This window comes from Limimaricola hongkongensis DSM 17492, from assembly GCF_000600975.2.
Lineage (GTDB): Bacteria > Pseudomonadota > Alphaproteobacteria > Rhodobacterales > Rhodobacteraceae > Limimaricola > Limimaricola hongkongensis.
This window is the reverse complement of the sequence record NZ_KK088653.1, coordinates 157950-173406: the sequence shown is the minus strand read 5'-3', so window position 1 is coordinate 173406 and position 15457 is coordinate 157950. Positions and strand designations below refer to the sequence as shown.

The 15457-nt window shown below is 69.1% G+C and carries 16 protein-coding genes; 15 read left to right on the top strand and 1 reads right to left on the bottom strand.

The genetic code is table 11. From position 1 onward, the window contains the following. Window positions 1-13 precede the first annotated feature (13 nt). The 12 genes from LOKHON_RS11370 to LOKHON_RS11315 all read left to right on the top strand — a co-directional run bounded on the left by LOKHON_RS11370 (window position 14) and on the right by LOKHON_RS11315 (window position 10985). Entirely contained in the window at window positions 14-583 is a 570-nt protein-coding gene (locus tag LOKHON_RS11370; protein ID WP_017929268.1) for a NifU family protein, read from the top strand. Further along, window positions 583-1161, top strand: a complete 579-nt coding sequence (tsaB, locus tag LOKHON_RS11365; protein WP_017929267.1) for a tRNA (adenosine(37)-N6)-threonylcarbamoyltransferase complex dimerization subunit type 1 TsaB — start codon at window positions 583-585, stop codon at window positions 1159-1161. Before LOKHON_RS11370 ends, tsaB begins: the two co-directional genes overlap by 1 nt. Further along, complete coding sequence (locus LOKHON_RS11360; protein WP_017929266.1) at window positions 1158-1574, top strand: GNAT family N-acetyltransferase; 417 nt, start codon at window positions 1158-1160, stop codon at window positions 1572-1574. Before tsaB ends, LOKHON_RS11360 begins: the two co-directional genes overlap by 4 nt. A gap of 192 nt (window positions 1575-1766) precedes the next feature. After that, on the top strand, window positions 1767-2762 hold the full coding sequence (locus LOKHON_RS11355) for a BMP family lipoprotein (RefSeq protein ID WP_017929265.1): 996 nt from the start codon (window positions 1767-1769) through the stop codon (window positions 2760-2762). A 98-nt stretch (window positions 2763-2860) separates the two neighbouring features. Continuing rightward, window positions 2861-4462, top strand: a complete 1602-nt coding sequence (locus LOKHON_RS11350) for an ABC transporter ATP-binding protein (protein ID WP_017929264.1) — start codon at window positions 2861-2863, stop codon at window positions 4460-4462. A 1-nt stretch (window position 4463) separates the two neighbouring features. Further along, window positions 4464-5585: an ABC transporter permease gene (locus LOKHON_RS11345; protein WP_017929263.1), complete on the top strand. Its 1122-nt coding sequence runs from the start codon at window positions 4464-4466 to the stop codon at window positions 5583-5585. Between the two features lie 4 nt (window positions 5586-5589). Next, on the top strand, window positions 5590-6558 hold the full coding sequence (locus LOKHON_RS11340) for an ABC transporter permease (RefSeq protein ID WP_017929262.1): 969 nt from the start codon (window positions 5590-5592) through the stop codon (window positions 6556-6558). After that, window positions 6542-7345: a purine-nucleoside phosphorylase gene (locus LOKHON_RS11335; RefSeq protein ID WP_017929261.1), complete on the top strand. Its 804-nt coding sequence runs from the start codon at window positions 6542-6544 to the stop codon at window positions 7343-7345. Before LOKHON_RS11340 ends, LOKHON_RS11335 begins: the two co-directional genes overlap by 17 nt. Before the next feature lie 99 nt (window positions 7346-7444). Further along, the gene (locus LOKHON_RS11330; protein ID WP_017929260.1) at window positions 7445-8362 is read left to right on the top strand and encodes a sulfite exporter TauE/SafE family protein; all 918 of its coding nucleotides are present in this window, start codon (window positions 7445-7447) and stop codon (window positions 8360-8362) included. After that, complete coding sequence (locus LOKHON_RS11325; protein WP_017929259.1) at window positions 8359-9111, top strand: TIGR02186 family protein; 753 nt, start codon at window positions 8359-8361, stop codon at window positions 9109-9111. The genes LOKHON_RS11330 and LOKHON_RS11325 overlap by 4 nt, the downstream gene beginning before the upstream one ends. Before the next feature lie 99 nt (window positions 9112-9210). Continuing rightward, window positions 9211-9402: a hypothetical protein gene (locus LOKHON_RS11320; RefSeq protein ID WP_017929258.1), complete on the top strand. Its 192-nt coding sequence runs from the start codon at window positions 9211-9213 to the stop codon at window positions 9400-9402. A 50-nt stretch (window positions 9403-9452) separates the two neighbouring features. After that, window positions 9453-10985, top strand: coding sequence for an ATP-dependent DNA helicase (locus LOKHON_RS11315; protein ID WP_017929257.1), 1533 nt, complete (start codon window positions 9453-9455; stop codon window positions 10983-10985). Here LOKHON_RS11315 and LOKHON_RS11310 read toward each other — a convergent pair. Then, complete coding sequence (locus LOKHON_RS11310) at window positions 10960-12375, bottom strand: 1-acyl-sn-glycerol-3-phosphate acyltransferase (RefSeq protein ID WP_017929256.1); 1416 nt, start codon at window positions 12373-12375, stop codon at window positions 10960-10962. The two genes, LOKHON_RS11315 and LOKHON_RS11310, sit on opposite strands and share 26 nt — an antisense overlap. A gap of 347 nt (window positions 12376-12722) precedes the next feature. On the opposite strand from LOKHON_RS11310, the gene LOKHON_RS11305 reads away from it, so the two are divergent. The 3 genes from LOKHON_RS11305 (at window position 12723) to deoD (ending at window position 15457) form a co-directional block, all read left to right on the top strand. Next, window positions 12723-14276, top strand: coding sequence for a methylmalonyl-CoA mutase family protein (locus LOKHON_RS11305; RefSeq protein WP_026147562.1), 1554 nt, complete (start codon window positions 12723-12725; stop codon window positions 14274-14276). A 99-nt stretch (window positions 14277-14375) separates the two neighbouring features. Beyond that, window positions 14376-14696 carry an H-NS histone family protein gene (locus tag LOKHON_RS11300; RefSeq protein ID WP_017929254.1) on the top strand — a complete coding sequence of 107 codons (321 nt, stop codon included), beginning with the start codon at window positions 14376-14378 and terminating at the stop codon, window positions 14694-14696. Window positions 14697-14752: 56 nt separating this feature from the next. After that, window positions 14753-15457: a purine-nucleoside phosphorylase gene (deoD, locus tag LOKHON_RS11295; protein WP_017929253.1), complete on the top strand. Its 705-nt coding sequence runs from the start codon at window positions 14753-14755 to the stop codon at window positions 15455-15457.

The following is a 15457-nucleotide window of genomic DNA, read 5'->3' as shown; positions in this document are numbered from 1 at the left end:
AAAGGTGGTCCCGATGTTCATCCAGACCGAATCCACGCCGAACCCCGCGACGCTCAAATTCCTGCCGGGGCAGACCGTGCTCGAGATGGGCACGGCCGACTTTCCCTCCGAAGAGGCCGCGCAGGCGAGCCCGCTGGCGCGCCGCATCTTCGCGACCGGCGGCGTGGCGGGCGTGTTCCTCGGCTCGGACTTCGTCACCGTGACCAAGACCGAAGCCGTCGAGTGGGATCACATCAAGCCCGCCGTGCTCGGCGCGGTGATGGAGCATTTCCAGTCCGGCGCCCCGGCGATCGACGACGGCACCGCAAGCAGCGCCACTGGCGGCCATGCCGAGCACACCGGTGAAGACGGCGCCATCGTCGAGCAGATCAAGGAGCTGCTCGACACCCGCGTGCGCCCGGCGGTGGCGCAGGATGGCGGCGACATCACCTTCCACGGCTTCGATCGCGGCGTGGTCTACCTGCACATGCAGGGCGCCTGCGCGGGCTGCCCCTCCTCGACGCTGACGCTCAAGATGGGCATCGAGAACCTGCTGCGCCACTACATCCCCGAGGTGGTCGAGGTCCGGCCGGTCGCGGCCTGATGACGCCGCTTCTGGCGATCGACACATCGGCCGCGCATTGCGCGGCCGCTCTGCATCTGGGCGACCGGATCGTGGCCCGCATCGAGCCGATGGCCAAGGGCCAGGCCGAGCGGCTGATGCCCTTTCTCGAAGAGCTTCTGGCCAGCGAAGGCCTCGTCTGGCGCGATCTCGCGGCGATCGGCGTGGGCACGGGGCCGGGCAATTTCACCGGGCTCAGGATCGGCGTCTCCGCGGCGCGCGGGCTGGCGCTGGGCCTGGGCATCCCGGCCATCGGCGTTTCGGGCTTCGAGGCGGCGGGCTTGGGCCATCCGCGCCCCGTCACCATCGCCCTGCCCGCCCCGCGCGATCACCTGTGGTTGCAGCGACTGTCAAAGACCGAGGCCGGGGCGCCCTGCCTTGCTCCGGCCGCCGAGGCGGGCGAGGTGCTGCACGGGCCGGAGGCGCAGGAGCTGGTGCGCGCCATCGCCGAGATCGCGCGCGAGCGTGCTGCCACGCCGCAGCCCCGCCCCGCCCCGCTCTATGTCCGTCCCGCCGACGCCGCGCCGCCGCGCGACCCCGCGCCGGTGCTGATCGGATGAGCGACGCGGCCGCGCTCGCCGCGACCCATGCGGCGGCCTTCGTGGATGAGCGCGGCTGGAGCACCGCCGAGATGGCCGCATTGCTCGCAGCATCCGGCACGATCCTGACCGGCGATGCCACGAGCTTCGTGCTCGGCCGGGTGACGCTCGACGAGGCCGAGATCCTGACGCTGGCCACCCATCCCGACCACCGGCGGCAGGGCCGCGCCGGCATCGCGCTCGACGCGTTTCACGCCGCCGCCGCCGCCGCCGGGGCGCAGACGGCCTTTCTCGAGGTGGCCGAAGACAATGCCGCCGCACGCGCGCTGTACGCGGCGCGGGGATACACGCAGGCGGGGCGCAGGCAAAGCTACTATCCGCGCGCCGATGCGCCGCCCGCGGCGGCGCTGATCCTGACCCGCGCATTGCGGTAGGCTACCCTTGCGTCAGTCGCCTCTGGGGTGGGCCGTGACGGGGCGAAACCCCGGTGACTTGGCGCAAATCAAGGAAAAATCAGTTGACCCCTCGGGCCCTGACAAGGCCTTATCCTGCCATGAGCCGGCGCATGACCGGCAGGCGCGCGGACCTTGCGGGGGACGGCGCCGTGACCTGACAGGGAGCTATCGATGACTCATCTCGCGAAATTCCTCGGCGCCTCCGCCGTGCTGGCGCTCTCCGCCGGGGCCGCGCTGGCCGATCCGGCGCTGGTGTTCGATCTGGGCGGCAAGTTCGACAAGTCGTTCAACGAAAGCGCGCATACCGGCGCCACCCGCTGGGCCGAGGAGACCGGCAACTCCTATGCCGAGGTCGAGCTGCAGTCCGACGCCCAGCGCGAGCAGGCGCTGCGCCGCTTCGCCGAGGCCGGCAACAACCCAATCGTCACCGTCGGCTTTTCCTTCATGACGCCGCTCGAGGAAATCGCCGCCGATTACCCGGACACCAAGTTCGTGATCGTCGACGGCGTGGTCGACCTGCCCAATGTCCGCTCGGTGATCTTCAACGAGCACGAGGGCTCCTACCTCGTCGGCCAGATGGCGGCGATGGCCTCCGAAAGCGACACGGTCGGCTTCATCGGCGGCATGGACATCCCGCTGATCCGCAAGTTCGCCTGCGGCTATGCGCAGGGCGCCAAGGCGGTGAACCCCGACATCACCGTGCTGTCGAACATGACCGGCACCACCCCCGCCGCGTGGAACGACCCGGTGAAGGGCTCGGAGCTGACGCAGGCGCAGATCAGCCAGGGCGCCGACGTGGTCTATGCCGCCGCCGGCGGCACCGGCATCGGCGTGCTGCAGACCGCCGCCGACCAGGGCATCCTGTCGATCGGCGTCGACAGCAACCAGAACTACCTGCAGCCGGGCAAGGTGCTGACCTCGATGGTCAAGCGCGTCGACAACGCCGTCTACGACGCCTTCGAGGCGGGCACCGAGATCGAGACCGGCATCAACGTCATGGGCGTGAACAACGAGGGCGTGGGCATCGCCGTCGACGAGCACAACGAGGCGCTGGTGACCGAGGAGATGACCGCCGCGGTCGAGGACGCCAAGGCCAAGATCGCGTCCGGCGAGATCGAGGTGCATGATTACATGAGCGACGAAGGCTGCCCGTCGCTCGATTTCTGATCGCCCCGACACCGTGATATGAGGGGCCGCGCCGCAAAGCGCGGCCCCGTTTCGCTCTCCCCCGTCGCCCCCCGTTTCGCAGCCGAGGACCGGACCCCATGACCGACCAGACCCCCGCGATCGAGCTCAAGGGCATCTCCAAGGCCTTTGGCCCCGTGCAGGCCAACAAGGACATCTCGATCCGGGTGATGCCGGGCACGATCCACGGCATCATCGGCGAGAACGGCGCCGGGAAATCGACGCTGATGTCGATCCTCTACGGCTTCTACAAGGCCGATGCGGGCGAGATCCTCATCAATGGCCGCCCGACCCAGATCCCCGACAGCCAGGCCGCGATCCGCGCCGGCATCGGCATGGTGTTCCAGCATTTCAAGCTGGTGCAGAACTTCTCCGTGCTGGAAAACGTCGTGCTCGGCGCCGAGGATGGCCGCCTGCTGCGCCCCTCGCTCGCCAAGGCGCGGCGCGAGCTCAAGGAGCTCGCCGCCGAATACGAGCTGAACATCGATCCCGACGCGAAGATCGAGGATATCGGCGTCGGCATGCAGCAGCGGGTCGAGATCCTCAAGGCGCTCTACCGGCAGGCCGACATTCTCATTCTCGACGAGCCGACCGGCGTGCTGACCCCCGCCGAGGCCGATCACCTGTTCCGCATCCTCAAGGGGCTGCGCGATCAGGGCAAGACGATCATCCTGATCACCCACAAGCTGCGCGAGATCATGGAAATCACCGACACGGTGAGCGTGATGCGGCGCGGCGAAATGACAGCGACGGTGCAGACCGCCGAGACATCGCCCTCCGAACTCGCCGAGCTGATGGTCGGGCGCAAGGTGCTCTTGCAGGTCGAAAAGACCCCGCCCACCCCCGGCGAGACGATCCTCGAGGTCGAGAACCTGCGCGTGGTCGACAGCAAGGGCGTCGAGCGGCTGCGCGGCATCGGGCTCGAGATCCGCGCGGGCGAGATCCTCGGCCTTGCCGGTGTCGCGGGCAACGGCCAGTCCGAGCTTCTCGAGGTGCTCGGCGGCTACCGCAAGGCCGAAGGGACGATCCGGCTGAACGGCGAGCAGATCGACCTGTCGGGGCGCAAGTCCGACGCCCGGACCCGGCGCGCGCGCGGCATCGCCCACGTGCCCGAGGACCGGCACCACGAGGGGCTGATCCTCGAATTCTCGGCCTGGGAGAACGTGGCCTTCGGCTATCACGACAAGCCCGAATTCAACAAAGGCGTCTTCATGGACAACGCGGCCATCAAGGCCGACGCCGCCGCGAAGATGGAGCGCTTCGACGTGCGCCCGCCCAACCCCAACCTCGCGGCCAAGAATTTCTCGGGCGGCAACCAGCAGAAGATCGTCGTGGCGCGCGAGATCGAGCGCAACCCCGACCTGCTCTTGATCGGCCAGCCGACCCGCGGCGTCGACATCGGCGCGATCGAATTCATCCACGAGCAGATCGTGGCACTGCGCGACATGGGCAAGGCCGTGCTGCTGGTGTCGGTCGAGCTCGACGAGATCATGTCGCTGTCGGACCGCATCGCGGTGATGTTCGACGGGCAGGTGATGGGCGAGCGCGTGCCTTCGGAAACCGACGAGCGCGAGCTGGGCCTCCTGATGGCGGGCATCACCGATACCGACAAACCCCATAGCGAGGCCGAGATCGAGGCCAACCTTGCCAAGACGCGCGCCAGCGCCGCGAAGGAGGTCTGAGATGCAAAAGATGCCGCAATGGGCGGATGTGGTGCTGATCCCGCTGATCAGCCTGATCCTCGCCGCCCTGCTCTCCGCCCTCGTGATCCTCGCCATCGGCGAGAACCCCTGGGCCGCGCTCAAGCTGATGGTCGACGGCTCGATGGGCTCGACCTACGCCTGGGGCTACACGCTCTACTACGCGACCAACTTCATCTTCACCGGCCTTGCCGTGGCGATCGCCATCCATGCGCGGCTGTTCAACATCGGCGGCGAAGGCCAGGCGATGCTGGGGGGCCTGGGTGTGGCGCTGATCGCGCTCTACATCCCGTGGCCGCACTGGACGCTCGCGCTTCTGGGCGGCGCGGTGGGGGCTGCGCTGTTCGGCGCGGCCTGGGCGCTGATCCCGGCCTGGCTGCAGGCCAGGCGCGGCAGCCACATCGTGATCACCACGATCATGTTCAACTTCATCGCCGCCGCGCTTCTGAACTACCTGCTGATCGGCGCGCTCAAGCCCTCGGGCTCGATGGAGCCCGCGACGGGGCGTTTCCCCGAATCCACGCATCTGCCGACCTTCCAGGACATGTTCTCCACCGCCGAGACGGCACTGTTCCGCGGCGCACCGGTGAACGTGTCGTTCTTCGTGGCGCTGCTGGCCTGCGTCGCGGTCTGGGCGCTGATCTGGCGCACCCGTCTCGGCTACGAGATCCGCGCCTTCGGCCAGTCGGAATCGGCGGCGAAATACGCCGGCATCTCGCCCACCCGGATCATCGTCGTGACGATGCTGATGTCGGGCGGGCTCGCGGGGATGATGGCGATCAACAACGTGATGGGCGAGGCCGAGCGGCTGGTGCTCAACGCGGTCGAGGGGGCGGGCTTCATCGGCATCGCCGTGGCGCTGATGGGCCGCAGCCATCCCTTCGGCGTGCTGCTGGCCGCATTGCTGTTCGGCTTTCTCTACCAGGGCGGCGCCGAGCTGGCGCTGTGGACCTCGATCCCGCGCGAGCTGATCGTGGTGATCCAGGCCCTCGTGATCCTCTTCACCGGGGCGCTCGACCACATGGTCCGCGCACCGCTGGAGGCGATCTTCCTGAGGCTGCGGCCCGCGCCGAAGCCCGCCCGCAAGACCGAACCGGCGGAGTGAGCCCATGGATTTCCTGACCCTTCTTCAGGTGCTCGACACCACGATCCGCCTCGCCACGCCGCTGCTTCTGGCCTGTCTCGCGGGGCTGTTCTCGGAACGCGCGGGCATCTTCGACATCGGCCTCGAGGGCAAGATGCTGGCCTCGGCCTTTCTCACCGCCGCGGTGGCGGCCGTCACCGGCTCGGTGCTGGTCGGCACGGTGGCCGGGATCGGCGCGGCCCTGATGCTCGCGGGCATCCACGGTCTCGCCTCGATCACCTTCCGCGGCAACCAGCTGATCTCGGGCGTGGCGATCAACTTTCTCGCCGCCGGTCTCACGGTGGTCGTGGCGCAAAGCTGGTTCGGACAGGGCGGACGCACGCCGCAGCTCTCGGGCAATGCGCGGTTCGAGACGATCGACCTGCCGCTGGCCGCCGAGATGCGCGACATCCCGATCTTCGGGCCGATCTATGCCGAGCTGATCTCGGGCCACACGCTACTGGTCTATGTCGGCCTTCTGATGGTGCCGCTGACCTGGTGGGTGCTGTTTCGCACCCGCTTCGGCCTGCGGCTGCGCGCGGTGGGCGAAAACCCCGCCGCCGTCGACACCGCCGGCGTCTCGGTCGTGGGGCTGCGCTTTGCCGCCGTGGCGATCTGCGGCGTGCTCACGGGCCTCGCGGGCGCGTATCTCTCCACCGGGCTTCAGGCGGGCTTCGTCAAGGACATGACGGCGGGGCGCGGCTACATCGCGCTCGCCGCGCTGATCTTCGCCAAGTGGCGGCCCTGGTACGCGCTCGGCGCCTGCCTGCTGTTCGGTTTCCTGCAGGCGATCGCGCTGCGCCCCGACGTGATCGAGGGCACGCTCGGCTTCGAAGTGGGCGTGCAGCTCCTGGACGCCCTTCCCTATATTCTCACGGTGGTGATCCTCGCGGGCTTCGTCGGCCGCGCGATCCCGCCCCGCGCCGGAGGCGAACCCTATGTCAAAGAGCGTTGAACTCGCGGGCCTGGTCCGGGCCCAGGCCGGAGCGGAGCCGGTCAAGTACGGCCTGATCCTAGGGTCGGGGCTCGGCCATATCGCGGGCGCCGTCGATGGCGTCACGATCCCCTATGACAAGCTTCCGGGTTTCCCGCATGCGGGCGTGTCGGGCCACAACCCGGTGCTCGCCGTCGGCGATCTCGAAGGCACGCGCGTGGCGGTGTTCGGTGGCCGCGCGCATTACTACGAGAACGGCAACCCCAACGAGATGCGGCTGCCGCTCGAGGTGCTCAAGGAGCTGGGCGCCGAGGCGGTGATCCTGACCAACGCCGCGGGAAGCCTGCGCGCCGACATGCCCACCGGCGCGATCATGGCGCTGTCGGACCACGTCAATTTCTCGGGGCTGAACCCGCTGATCGGCGAAAAGACCGACCGCCGCTTCGTGCCGATGGGCGATGCCCACGACCCCGAGCTGCGCGACAGGCTGCGCGCAGCGGCCGAGGCCGAGGGCGTGGAGCTGCACGAGGGCGTCTATGCGTGGTATTCCGGCCCCTCCTTCGAGACCCCGGCCGAGATCCGCGCGATGCGCGCGATGGGCGTCGACGCCACCGGCATGTCGACCGTGCCGGAGGTGATCCTCGCGCGGTTCCTCGGGATGCGGGCGATGGCGGTCTCGGCGATCACCAACATGGCCGCGGGCATGTCCGACGAGGCGATCGGCCATGAGCACACCAAGGCGATGGCGCCCTTGGGCGCGGCCAAGCTCGAACAGGTTCTGCGCCGGATGCTGCGCGACGCCACCTGACCGCGGCCAGCGCGCCGCATCGCGGCATTCTTCCGTGCGGGGGGCTTGGAAAACCCCGCGCGGGCTGCGTTAATCAGGTCGACGCGCAAGGGGCCTCGAATGCAGCTCTACCTCCCCATCGCCGAGGTTTCGGTCAATATCTTCCTGATCCTCGGCCTTGGCGGGCTGGTCGGCGTGCTGTCGGGCATGTTCGGCGTCGGCGGCGGCTTTCTCATCACGCCGCTTTTGTTCCTTGCGGGTATTCCGCCCGCCGTGGCCGTGGCCACATCGACCAACCAGATCGTCGCCTCCTCCTTTTCCGCCCTGCTCGGCCATCTGCGGCGGCGCACGGTCGACATGGCGATGGGGGCGGTGCTGCTGGCGGGCGGTCTCGTCGGCTCGGGCCTCGGCATCGTGCTGTTCAACTGGCTCAAGGCGCGCGGGCAGGTCGATCTGCTGGTCGAGCTGAGCTACGTCGTGTTTCTCGGCACGGTCGGCGCGATGATGTTCGTCGAAAGCGTGAACGCGCTGGTCAAATCGCGCCGCCCCGGCGCCCGGCCCAAGCGGCGCAAGCATTACTGGGTCCACGCGCTGCCGCTGAAGATGAAGTTCCGGGTCTCGGGGCTGTACATCTCGGCCATCCCGCCGCTTCTGGTCGGGCTGTCGGTCGGGGTGCTGGCGGCGATCATGGGGGTGGGCGGCGGTTTCGTCATGGTGCCGGCGATGATCTACCTTCTGGGCATGCCGACCAAGGTGGTGATCGGCACCTCTCTGTTCCAGATCATCTTCGTCACCGCCTTCACCACCATGCTGCACGCGGTGACCAACCAGACCGTCGACATCGCGCTGGCGCTTTTGCTGATCGCGGGCGGGGTGATCGGCGCGCAGCTGGGCACGCGGATCGGCGCGCGGATGAAGGCCGAGCAGCTGCGCATCCTGCTGGCCCTTCTGGTGCTGGCGGTCTGCGGACAGCTGGCGCTCGGCCTCGTGCTGGAGCCGTCCGAGCTTTACGAGATCGAAGCCGGGGCCCCGGCATGATCCGCCTCGCGCTCGTTCTCCTGGCGCTCGCGCTGCCCGCCCGCGCCGAGGAAATCGTGCTGGGTCTGAGCCGCGACGAGGTGGCGATCACCGCGACCTTCGACGGCTCGGACATCCTGATCTTCGGCGCGGTGCGCCGCGAGGCCCCGCCCCCCGCCGAGGCCGGGCCGCTGCAGGTCATCGTCACCGTGTCGGGCCCGCACGCCCCGGCCATCGTGCGCCGCAAGGAGCGCCGCGCCGGGATCTGGATCAACACCGACGCCTTCGAGGTGGACGCGGCCCCGTCCTTCTACGCCGTCGCCACAACCGCCCCGATGAACGAGGTGCTGAGCGCCACCGAGGATCTGCGCCACGGTGTCTCCACCCCGCGCGCGATCCGCGCCGTCGGCAATCTCATCCCCGGCGCCGGCACCTATGTCTCGGCGCTGGTGCGGATCCGCGAGGAGGCCGGTGTCTACCGGCTGCAGGAGGGCGCGGTCGATCTCGAACAGGAGACGCTGTTTCGCACCGCGCTGTCGCTGCCGGCCAATCTGGTCGAGGGCAACTATACCACGCGGATCCTGCTCACCCGCGGCGGCGCGGTGGTCGACAGCTACGAAACCGTGATCGGCGTGCAGAAGGTCGGGATCGAGCGCTGGCTGTACAACTTCGCGCAGGAGCGCGCGGCGCTGTACGGGCTGATGTCGCTGGCGATCGCGATCGCGGCGGGCTGGGGTGCCTCGGTGGCCTTTGCGGGCTGGCGGCGCTGAGACCGTTAAAATCCCGACTATTCCGAGGCTCCCGCGGGGCGGCGTCCGCGTGCTAGCCTGCCCGAGGGGGTGCGCGGTCGCGGACCAAGAGGAGCGCTGATGTCTCATCGCTGGATGTTCGACGTGTTGACCGATCTCGAAACCTATGCCCGGCGCAACGGGCTGCCCAAGCTCGCCCTTCGGCTGTCGGAGGCCGCCGGTCAGGCGACGCAGGAGCTGGCCGCCGCGCCGCGCGCCGACCGCGGCGAGCGGCCCCTGCCGCCGATGCCGCCGCCCGCCCGCGCCGAATAGGCGCGGCGCCGCCTCTGGCCCCTGCCGCGGTGCGAGGATAGGGTCGCGGCATGACACTTCCCGCCGTGACGTTCTCCTCCGACCAGGCCGAAGCCTGGGATGCCGTGACCCAGCTTTTGCGGCTCACCGGCATCGATCTTGACGACGAGCTTCTGAGCGCGCCCGCCTCGGATGCGCGCCGTGCCATCGCCGTCATCGGCAAGGCCGGCTCCGGCAAGACGCTGCTGCTCGCCGAGCTGACGCGAAAGCTCAAGGAGGCCGGGGTCGACATCGTTTCCGGCGATTGGGAGGGCCGCAAGAAGAAGGACCGGCGCACGCTGGCGATTCTCGCCCCCACCAACAAGGCGGCGAGCGTGCTGCGCAATCGCGGCGTGCCCGCGACCACGATCCACCGTATTCTCTATACCCCGGTCTACGACCCCGAATTCGAAAAGGTCGCCGAATGGCTGGCCGGGCAAGGCGACCGGCCCAATATCGAGGGCCTGTCCGAAGAGGCGCTGGCGCGCGCCGCCGCGGCCTTTGCCACGCATGGATCGGTGCCCGCCGCATTGGCCGCCGCCGGGCTCAGGGGGTCGGATTTCATCACCGGCTGGAAGCGCCGCGAAGAGCCGCTCGATATCGGCTTCATCGACGAATCCTCGATGCTCGACGAAAAGCAGGTCGAGGATCTCAAGGAGATCTTCCCGACACTGGTGCTGTTCGGCGATCCGGCGCAGCTCCCGCCCGTCCAATCCTCGGGCGGGATGGTGTTCGACCGGATGGAGGAGGCCGACAAGCACGTGCTGCACCGCATCCACCGGCAGGACGCGGACAACCCGATCCTCGATCTCGCCCATGCGCTGGCCGATCCGCAGGTCGATTTCTACGCCTTCGAACGGCTGGTGCAGGAGGCCGCCGCGCGCGACGAGCGCGTCGTCATGGCCCGCCGGGTCGAGGCCGAGCTGATGGCGCGCTCCCCCGTTCTGGTCTGGCGCAACGCCACGCGGATCCGGCTGATCCACGCGTTTCGCGCCGCCTACGGCGCGCCCGATGGTGACCTGCTGCCGGGCGAGCCGCTGATCTGCGACGGGCTGGAGCTGCCGCTGAAACACCGCAAGAAGCGGCTCGACCTGGAGGCGCGCGGCCTGATCAAGGGCGCGCAGGTGGTCTATATGGGCCCGGGCCGCAAGCCGGGCTTTTCGCGGCTGCACGTGATGGGCGCGCCCGAACCGCAGCTTTCGGCGGCCTCGATCGTGCGGATCGAACAGGAAGGCGACGCCGAGCCCTTCATCCCCTATGCCGCGCGCATGGGCGCGACCTTCCTGCATGGCGCCGCCGTCACGATCCACAAGGCCCAAGGCTCGCAATGGGACACGGTGCAGGTCTTTGCCCCCGATATCGAGATCGCGGCGCGCATGGGCAAGGTCGAGGCCGGGCAACCGCTGTGGAAGCGGCTGGCCTATGTCGCGATCACCCGCGCCGAGCGCGAGCTGCGCTGGGTGGTGCGCTCGATGCTGGCCAAGCCGTCGGACAGCCTGAACACCGACGATCTCGTCGTGCCCGCCGCCCCGTTCGAGCTCAGCGCACCGGCGGCGGAGGGCTGAGCGTCTCCTGCGGCGCGGCAAGCCGCGTCGGCGCGAAATGATGCGCCACCGAATCCGCGTAGTAGCGCAGCACCGGCCCGGCATCCGGCGCCGGGACCAGCCCCCCGTCCTGCCTGCGCACCAGCCCGCGCTGCAACAGGATCTCCAGCGCGTCGCTGGTGATCCGCGCCGCGTCACGCCGCGGCAGCGCCACGCCGCGCGCATGCAGCATCCCCAGAAGCGCCGCGACCCGGATCTCGATCCGCTCGGGCGGCAATGGTGAGACGTCGAGCAGGATGCCCGCCACCAGCGGCACCGGCAGCACCGGCATCACCGCCTCGATCCGCGCCTTCATCTCGCGCGACACCCGCGCCGTCGCCGCCGGTCCCGGCGCCTCGCCGTCCAGGAACTCGGCGAGCGACAGCGGCCGCCCGAACCCGACCGACGCCGTGCCGAAACCGCGAAACCGGCCGCGCGCGCGCTGCCACAGATGCCCCCAGACCGCCCCGGCAAGCCGCGAGGGCGGCACCCGGAACCGCCGGTTGCCCGCCGCCCCCGCCTCGATCAGCACCCGGTCCTCGAGCACCCGGTCGTAGTTGAGCGCCACCGGCACGAAGATGACGTCGCGGCCATGGCTGCCGAAATCCTCGACGATATGGCCCAGCAGCCCGGTCTTGGGCGCCGCCATCCGCCCCGTCAGGCTGAGCCCGCCTTCGGGAAAGATCGCCTGCGTCACGCCGCCCGCCGTCGCCATCTGCACATAGCGTTGCAGCACCCGGCGATAGAGCCCGCCGCGGTCGCGCCTGCGGATGAAGAACGCCCCCATCGCCCGGATCAACGGCGCCAACGGCCAGACCCGCGCCCATTCGCCCACCGCGTAGGACAGCGCCGAGGTGCGCGCCGCGAGCCATGTGACCAGAACGTAATCCATGTTGGAGCGGTGGTTCATCACGAAGACCACCGCCGCATCCGGGTCGATCGCGTCGAGCGCATCGCGGTCGAACGCCCCGAGCCGAATCCGGTAGAATGCCCGGCTGAGCCATTTCGCCGCCCGCGTGCCGAAGGTGAAATAGGCCGTGGCCGAGAATGAGGGCACGATTTCGCGCGCGTAATCGCGGGCCTGTTCGAAGGCGACGTTCTCGGGCACGCCATGCTCCTGCGCATGGGCGACGATCGCCTGCGCCACCGCCGGATCATAGATCAGCCGCTGGATCATGTCGTGGCGCCGGGCCAGCTTGAACGGCTCGATCGGGCGGGTCAGCCGCGTGTTGAGCCGGGCCACCGCCCGCTCCATGCGCTTGCGAAAGAACCAGCGCACCGAGGGAAACAGGAAATGCGACGCGAAGGTGACCGCCGCGAACAGCAGGATCAACACCAGAAGCCACAGCGGAATCTCGACGGATCTGAACATGGGTCGACCCTGCCGCAATACGGCGCCCGGCGGTAGCATGCAGCGCAGCGGGCGCCGGTCGGGGCGCTGTTCGGGCCAAGGGGCGATGCGTTTCGATCACGCCCGGCCCGCGCAGGGCGGGGCGCGACAAGGGCGCGGGATCGGGGTCGACCGAAACAGGCCGGACCGTGGCCCGATCGCCCGGCCGGGAGGATTCCCGCCGAGCGGGCTGGACGCCTCATGCCGGAGCGCCCATCATGAAGCTCCGCAGAATGCGGGCCAATTTCCATGGCGTGGCGCCGACGGCGGGCCCGGTCTTGTTCCGGGCTTGCGGCTCCGGCCCCGCCCCCGCCAACCGGACGCTTGCCATGACCGATCCCCGCCCCATGCCGATCCGGCGCGACGACGCCGTGCCGGTCAGACTGCGGCCCGACCTGCCCACCCGCGCCGGCGTCGATGCCGACCACCCGCTCGCGCGCGGGCTGGTGGAGGGGTCGGGCCCGGCGATTTCGCATCTCGGGGATCTCGCGGCGCTGCTGCCCGAAGAGGCGCGCGAGATCGAGATCGATTCCGACGCGACGGGGCCATGGATGCTGGCGATGCTGGCGGCGCTGGCCGAGCGGCGGGGCGTGCCCACGCCCGAGCTGCGCGGCGCGCTCTGCAACGATCCGATCGCCAGCGCCTTTGGCGCGGCGGCGCCCGCCTGGTCGACCGGCGCGGCGGTCGATCTGGCGGCGGACGCGCTGTCATGGTCGGGCCGGGTGTTTCCCGGCCTGTGCGGCGCGCGCCTGCAGGTCGCGGCCACGGGCGATCTGACGACCGCCATGGCCATGGCCATGGCGCTGCGTTCGGCCCTGGCCCTGCTCGCCGCGACGGCGCGGCGCGACAAGATCCCGCATCTGCGCGCCGCGGCGCAAGGAATCGAATTTCTCCTGCCCGGCGACACGGCCCGGCACCGCGCCGCGGGATCGACGCTCGCGGCCCTGTGGCGCCAGCTGCTCGAGGAACGCCACGGCCCGGGCTTTGCCCGCCGCGACGATCTCGTGGCCTACCGCCCCGCCACGCCGCGAAAGAAGGCGACCGCGGCATGCGACGAACCCGCGCCCTGCGCAGCCACGCTGCGGGCGGCGCTGGAGCGGATCGAGGCGGCGGACGCGCAGGGCCCCGTGCCGGCGCGCTCCCGGTCGCGCGCCACCGACCCGGCGCGGGCCGCCGCCCGGATGGCGGAACTTGCCCGTTGGCGGCGCGAGCGGGACGGCAACGCGGTGCAGAAATCGCTGCTCGCGCTGCGCGAGGCGGCCAAGCGGGGCATCAATGTCATGGGCCCCTCGGTGGCCTGCGCCAAGGCCGGGGTGACCACCGGCGAATGGGCCGCCGCGATGGCCGCCGCCCTGCCCGCCGCCGAACCGCGCGGCCTGTTCGGGGTCAAGACCGCCACCTGCCTCCAGCCCGAAAGCGCGGAGCTGATGGCGGTCCGGGATCGGCTGGCGCAAGCCGCCCGCGGGTTCGCGCGGCCGATCACCCTGCTGGTGGCGCAGCCCGGTCTCGATGCGCGCCTTGCCCCGGCGCTGCCGCTCCTGGGCGCGGCGCGGGCCTGCGGCGTCGAGCTGCGCGACCCCGGCCCTCGCGCCCTGCCCAACCGGATCGCCGATGCGGTCCTGCATGATCGTCCGCACGCGCTGTGTTTCTGTCTCGTCTCCCGGCAATCGGCGGAGATGGCGCTCGACACTCTGAACGTGCTCGATCAGGCGGGTTTCGGCACGGTTCCGGCGCTTGGCCTTGCCGATTTCGAAATCGCACCGAAGTTCGAACGGCAATTGCGGGAACGGATGACCTTGCGAAATACAGGCGACATTCTCGTTCACGATTTCTTGGATGATGTTGCGTCACTCGTATCTCTGCAAAGAAAAGCGTCGCAATAGCTTCAACTTGGCCTTTTAGACATCTCGTGTCTTTTCGTTATTGATTACAATGAGCAATGATGATGTGAAACACATCGATGTTTCAAAGGACGAGAGATCATGACCCAGAACCTGCACGAAATGTCCCGCAAGGAGCTTGAAAAGCTCAAGAAGGATATCGAAGAAGCGTTGTCGACCGTTTCGCAGCGCGAGCGCAAAGCCGCGCTCGATGCCGCCGAACGCGCTGCGGCCGAACATGGCTATTCGCTGGCCGAACTGGCCGATGCCTCGGCAAAGGGCAAGAAGAACAAGGCCAAGAATCCGCCGAAATACCGCAACCCCGAGGATCCGACCCAGACCTGGTCGGGCCGGGGCAGAAAACCGGGCTGGATCAACGAGGCAGAGGCCGCCGGGCGTCCGCTTTCGGATTTCGAGATCTGAATCTGCAATGCCGGGCCGAATGGCCCGGCGTTTATTCCCGCGAAAGGCGAAACGCGATGAGCACGCATATCGGCGCGAAACCGGGCGATATCGCCCAGACCGTCCTGATGCCGGGCGACCCGCTGCGCGCGAAATGGGCCGCCGAGAAATTCCTCGATGCGCCGCGCTGCATCAACGAGGTGCGCGGCATGTTCGGATTTACCGGCACATGGCGCGGCAACCCGGTCACGATCCAGGGATCGGGCATGGGAATGCCGTCCCTGTCGATCTATGCCAACGAGTTGATCCGCGATTACGGCGCACGCACGTTGATCCGCATCGGCTCTGCCGGCGCGATGCAGGAAAACGTCAATGTACGCGACGTGATTCTCGCAATGACCGCGTCGAGCGTCGGCAATCCGTCGCGCGCGATGCTGCGCGAAATCCATTACGCGCCGCATGCCGATTACGGCCTATTGCGCGCGGCGCATGACGCCGCCATGGCGCGCAAGACGCCGGTGCATGTCGGCGGGATCTATTCGTCCGACACGTTCTACAACGAACGTCCCGACCTGCACGAGCAGATGGTGCGGCACGGCATTCTCGCCGTGGAGATGGAGGCGGCGGAGCTGTACACGCTCGCGGCGCGCCATGATTGCCGCGCGCTCGCAGTGCTGACCGTCTCGGACCACCTGATCACCGGCGAGGACCTGCCCGCGATCGAGCGAGAGCAGAGCTTTGGCGACATGGTCGAGATCGCGCTCGAGGCGGCCTTCGCCTGA

Bases quoted from the DNA above. Each gene is read 5' to 3' on its own strand.
- LOKHON_RS11370 (WP_017929268.1), top strand. From the start codon at position 14: ATGTTCATCCAGACCGAATCCACGCCGAACCCCGCGACGCTCAAATTC.
- tsaB (WP_017929267.1), top strand. From the start codon at position 583: ATGACGCCGCTTCTGGCGATCGACACATCGGCCGCGCATTGCGCGGCC.
- LOKHON_RS11360 (WP_017929266.1), top strand. From the start codon at position 1,158: ATGAGCGACGCGGCCGCGCTCGCCGCGACCCATGCGGCGGCCTTCGTG.
- LOKHON_RS11355 (WP_017929265.1), top strand. From the start codon at position 1,767: ATGACTCATCTCGCGAAATTCCTCGGCGCCTCCGCCGTGCTGGCGCTC.
- LOKHON_RS11350 (WP_017929264.1), top strand. From the start codon at position 2,861: ATGACCGACCAGACCCCCGCGATCGAGCTCAAGGGCATCTCCAAGGCC.
- LOKHON_RS11345 (WP_017929263.1), top strand. From the start codon at position 4,464: ATGCAAAAGATGCCGCAATGGGCGGATGTGGTGCTGATCCCGCTGATC.
- LOKHON_RS11340 (WP_017929262.1), top strand. From the start codon at position 5,590: ATGGATTTCCTGACCCTTCTTCAGGTGCTCGACACCACGATCCGCCTC.
- LOKHON_RS11335 (WP_017929261.1), top strand. From the start codon at position 6,542: ATGTCAAAGAGCGTTGAACTCGCGGGCCTGGTCCGGGCCCAGGCCGGA.
- LOKHON_RS11330 (WP_017929260.1), top strand. From the start codon at position 7,445: ATGCAGCTCTACCTCCCCATCGCCGAGGTTTCGGTCAATATCTTCCTG.
- LOKHON_RS11325 (WP_017929259.1), top strand. From the start codon at position 8,359: ATGATCCGCCTCGCGCTCGTTCTCCTGGCGCTCGCGCTGCCCGCCCGC.
- LOKHON_RS11320 (WP_017929258.1), top strand. From the start codon at position 9,211: ATGTCTCATCGCTGGATGTTCGACGTGTTGACCGATCTCGAAACCTAT.
- LOKHON_RS11315 (WP_017929257.1), top strand. From the start codon at position 9,453: ATGACACTTCCCGCCGTGACGTTCTCCTCCGACCAGGCCGAAGCCTGG.
- LOKHON_RS11310 (WP_017929256.1), bottom strand. From the start codon at position 12,375: ATGTTCAGATCCGTCGAGATTCCGCTGTGGCTTCTGGTGTTGATCCTG.
- LOKHON_RS11305 (WP_026147562.1), top strand. From the start codon at position 12,723: ATGACCGATCCCCGCCCCATGCCGATCCGGCGCGACGACGCCGTGCCG.
- LOKHON_RS11300 (WP_017929254.1), top strand. From the start codon at position 14,376: ATGACCCAGAACCTGCACGAAATGTCCCGCAAGGAGCTTGAAAAGCTC.
- deoD (WP_017929253.1), top strand. From the start codon at position 14,753: ATGAGCACGCATATCGGCGCGAAACCGGGCGATATCGCCCAGACCGTC.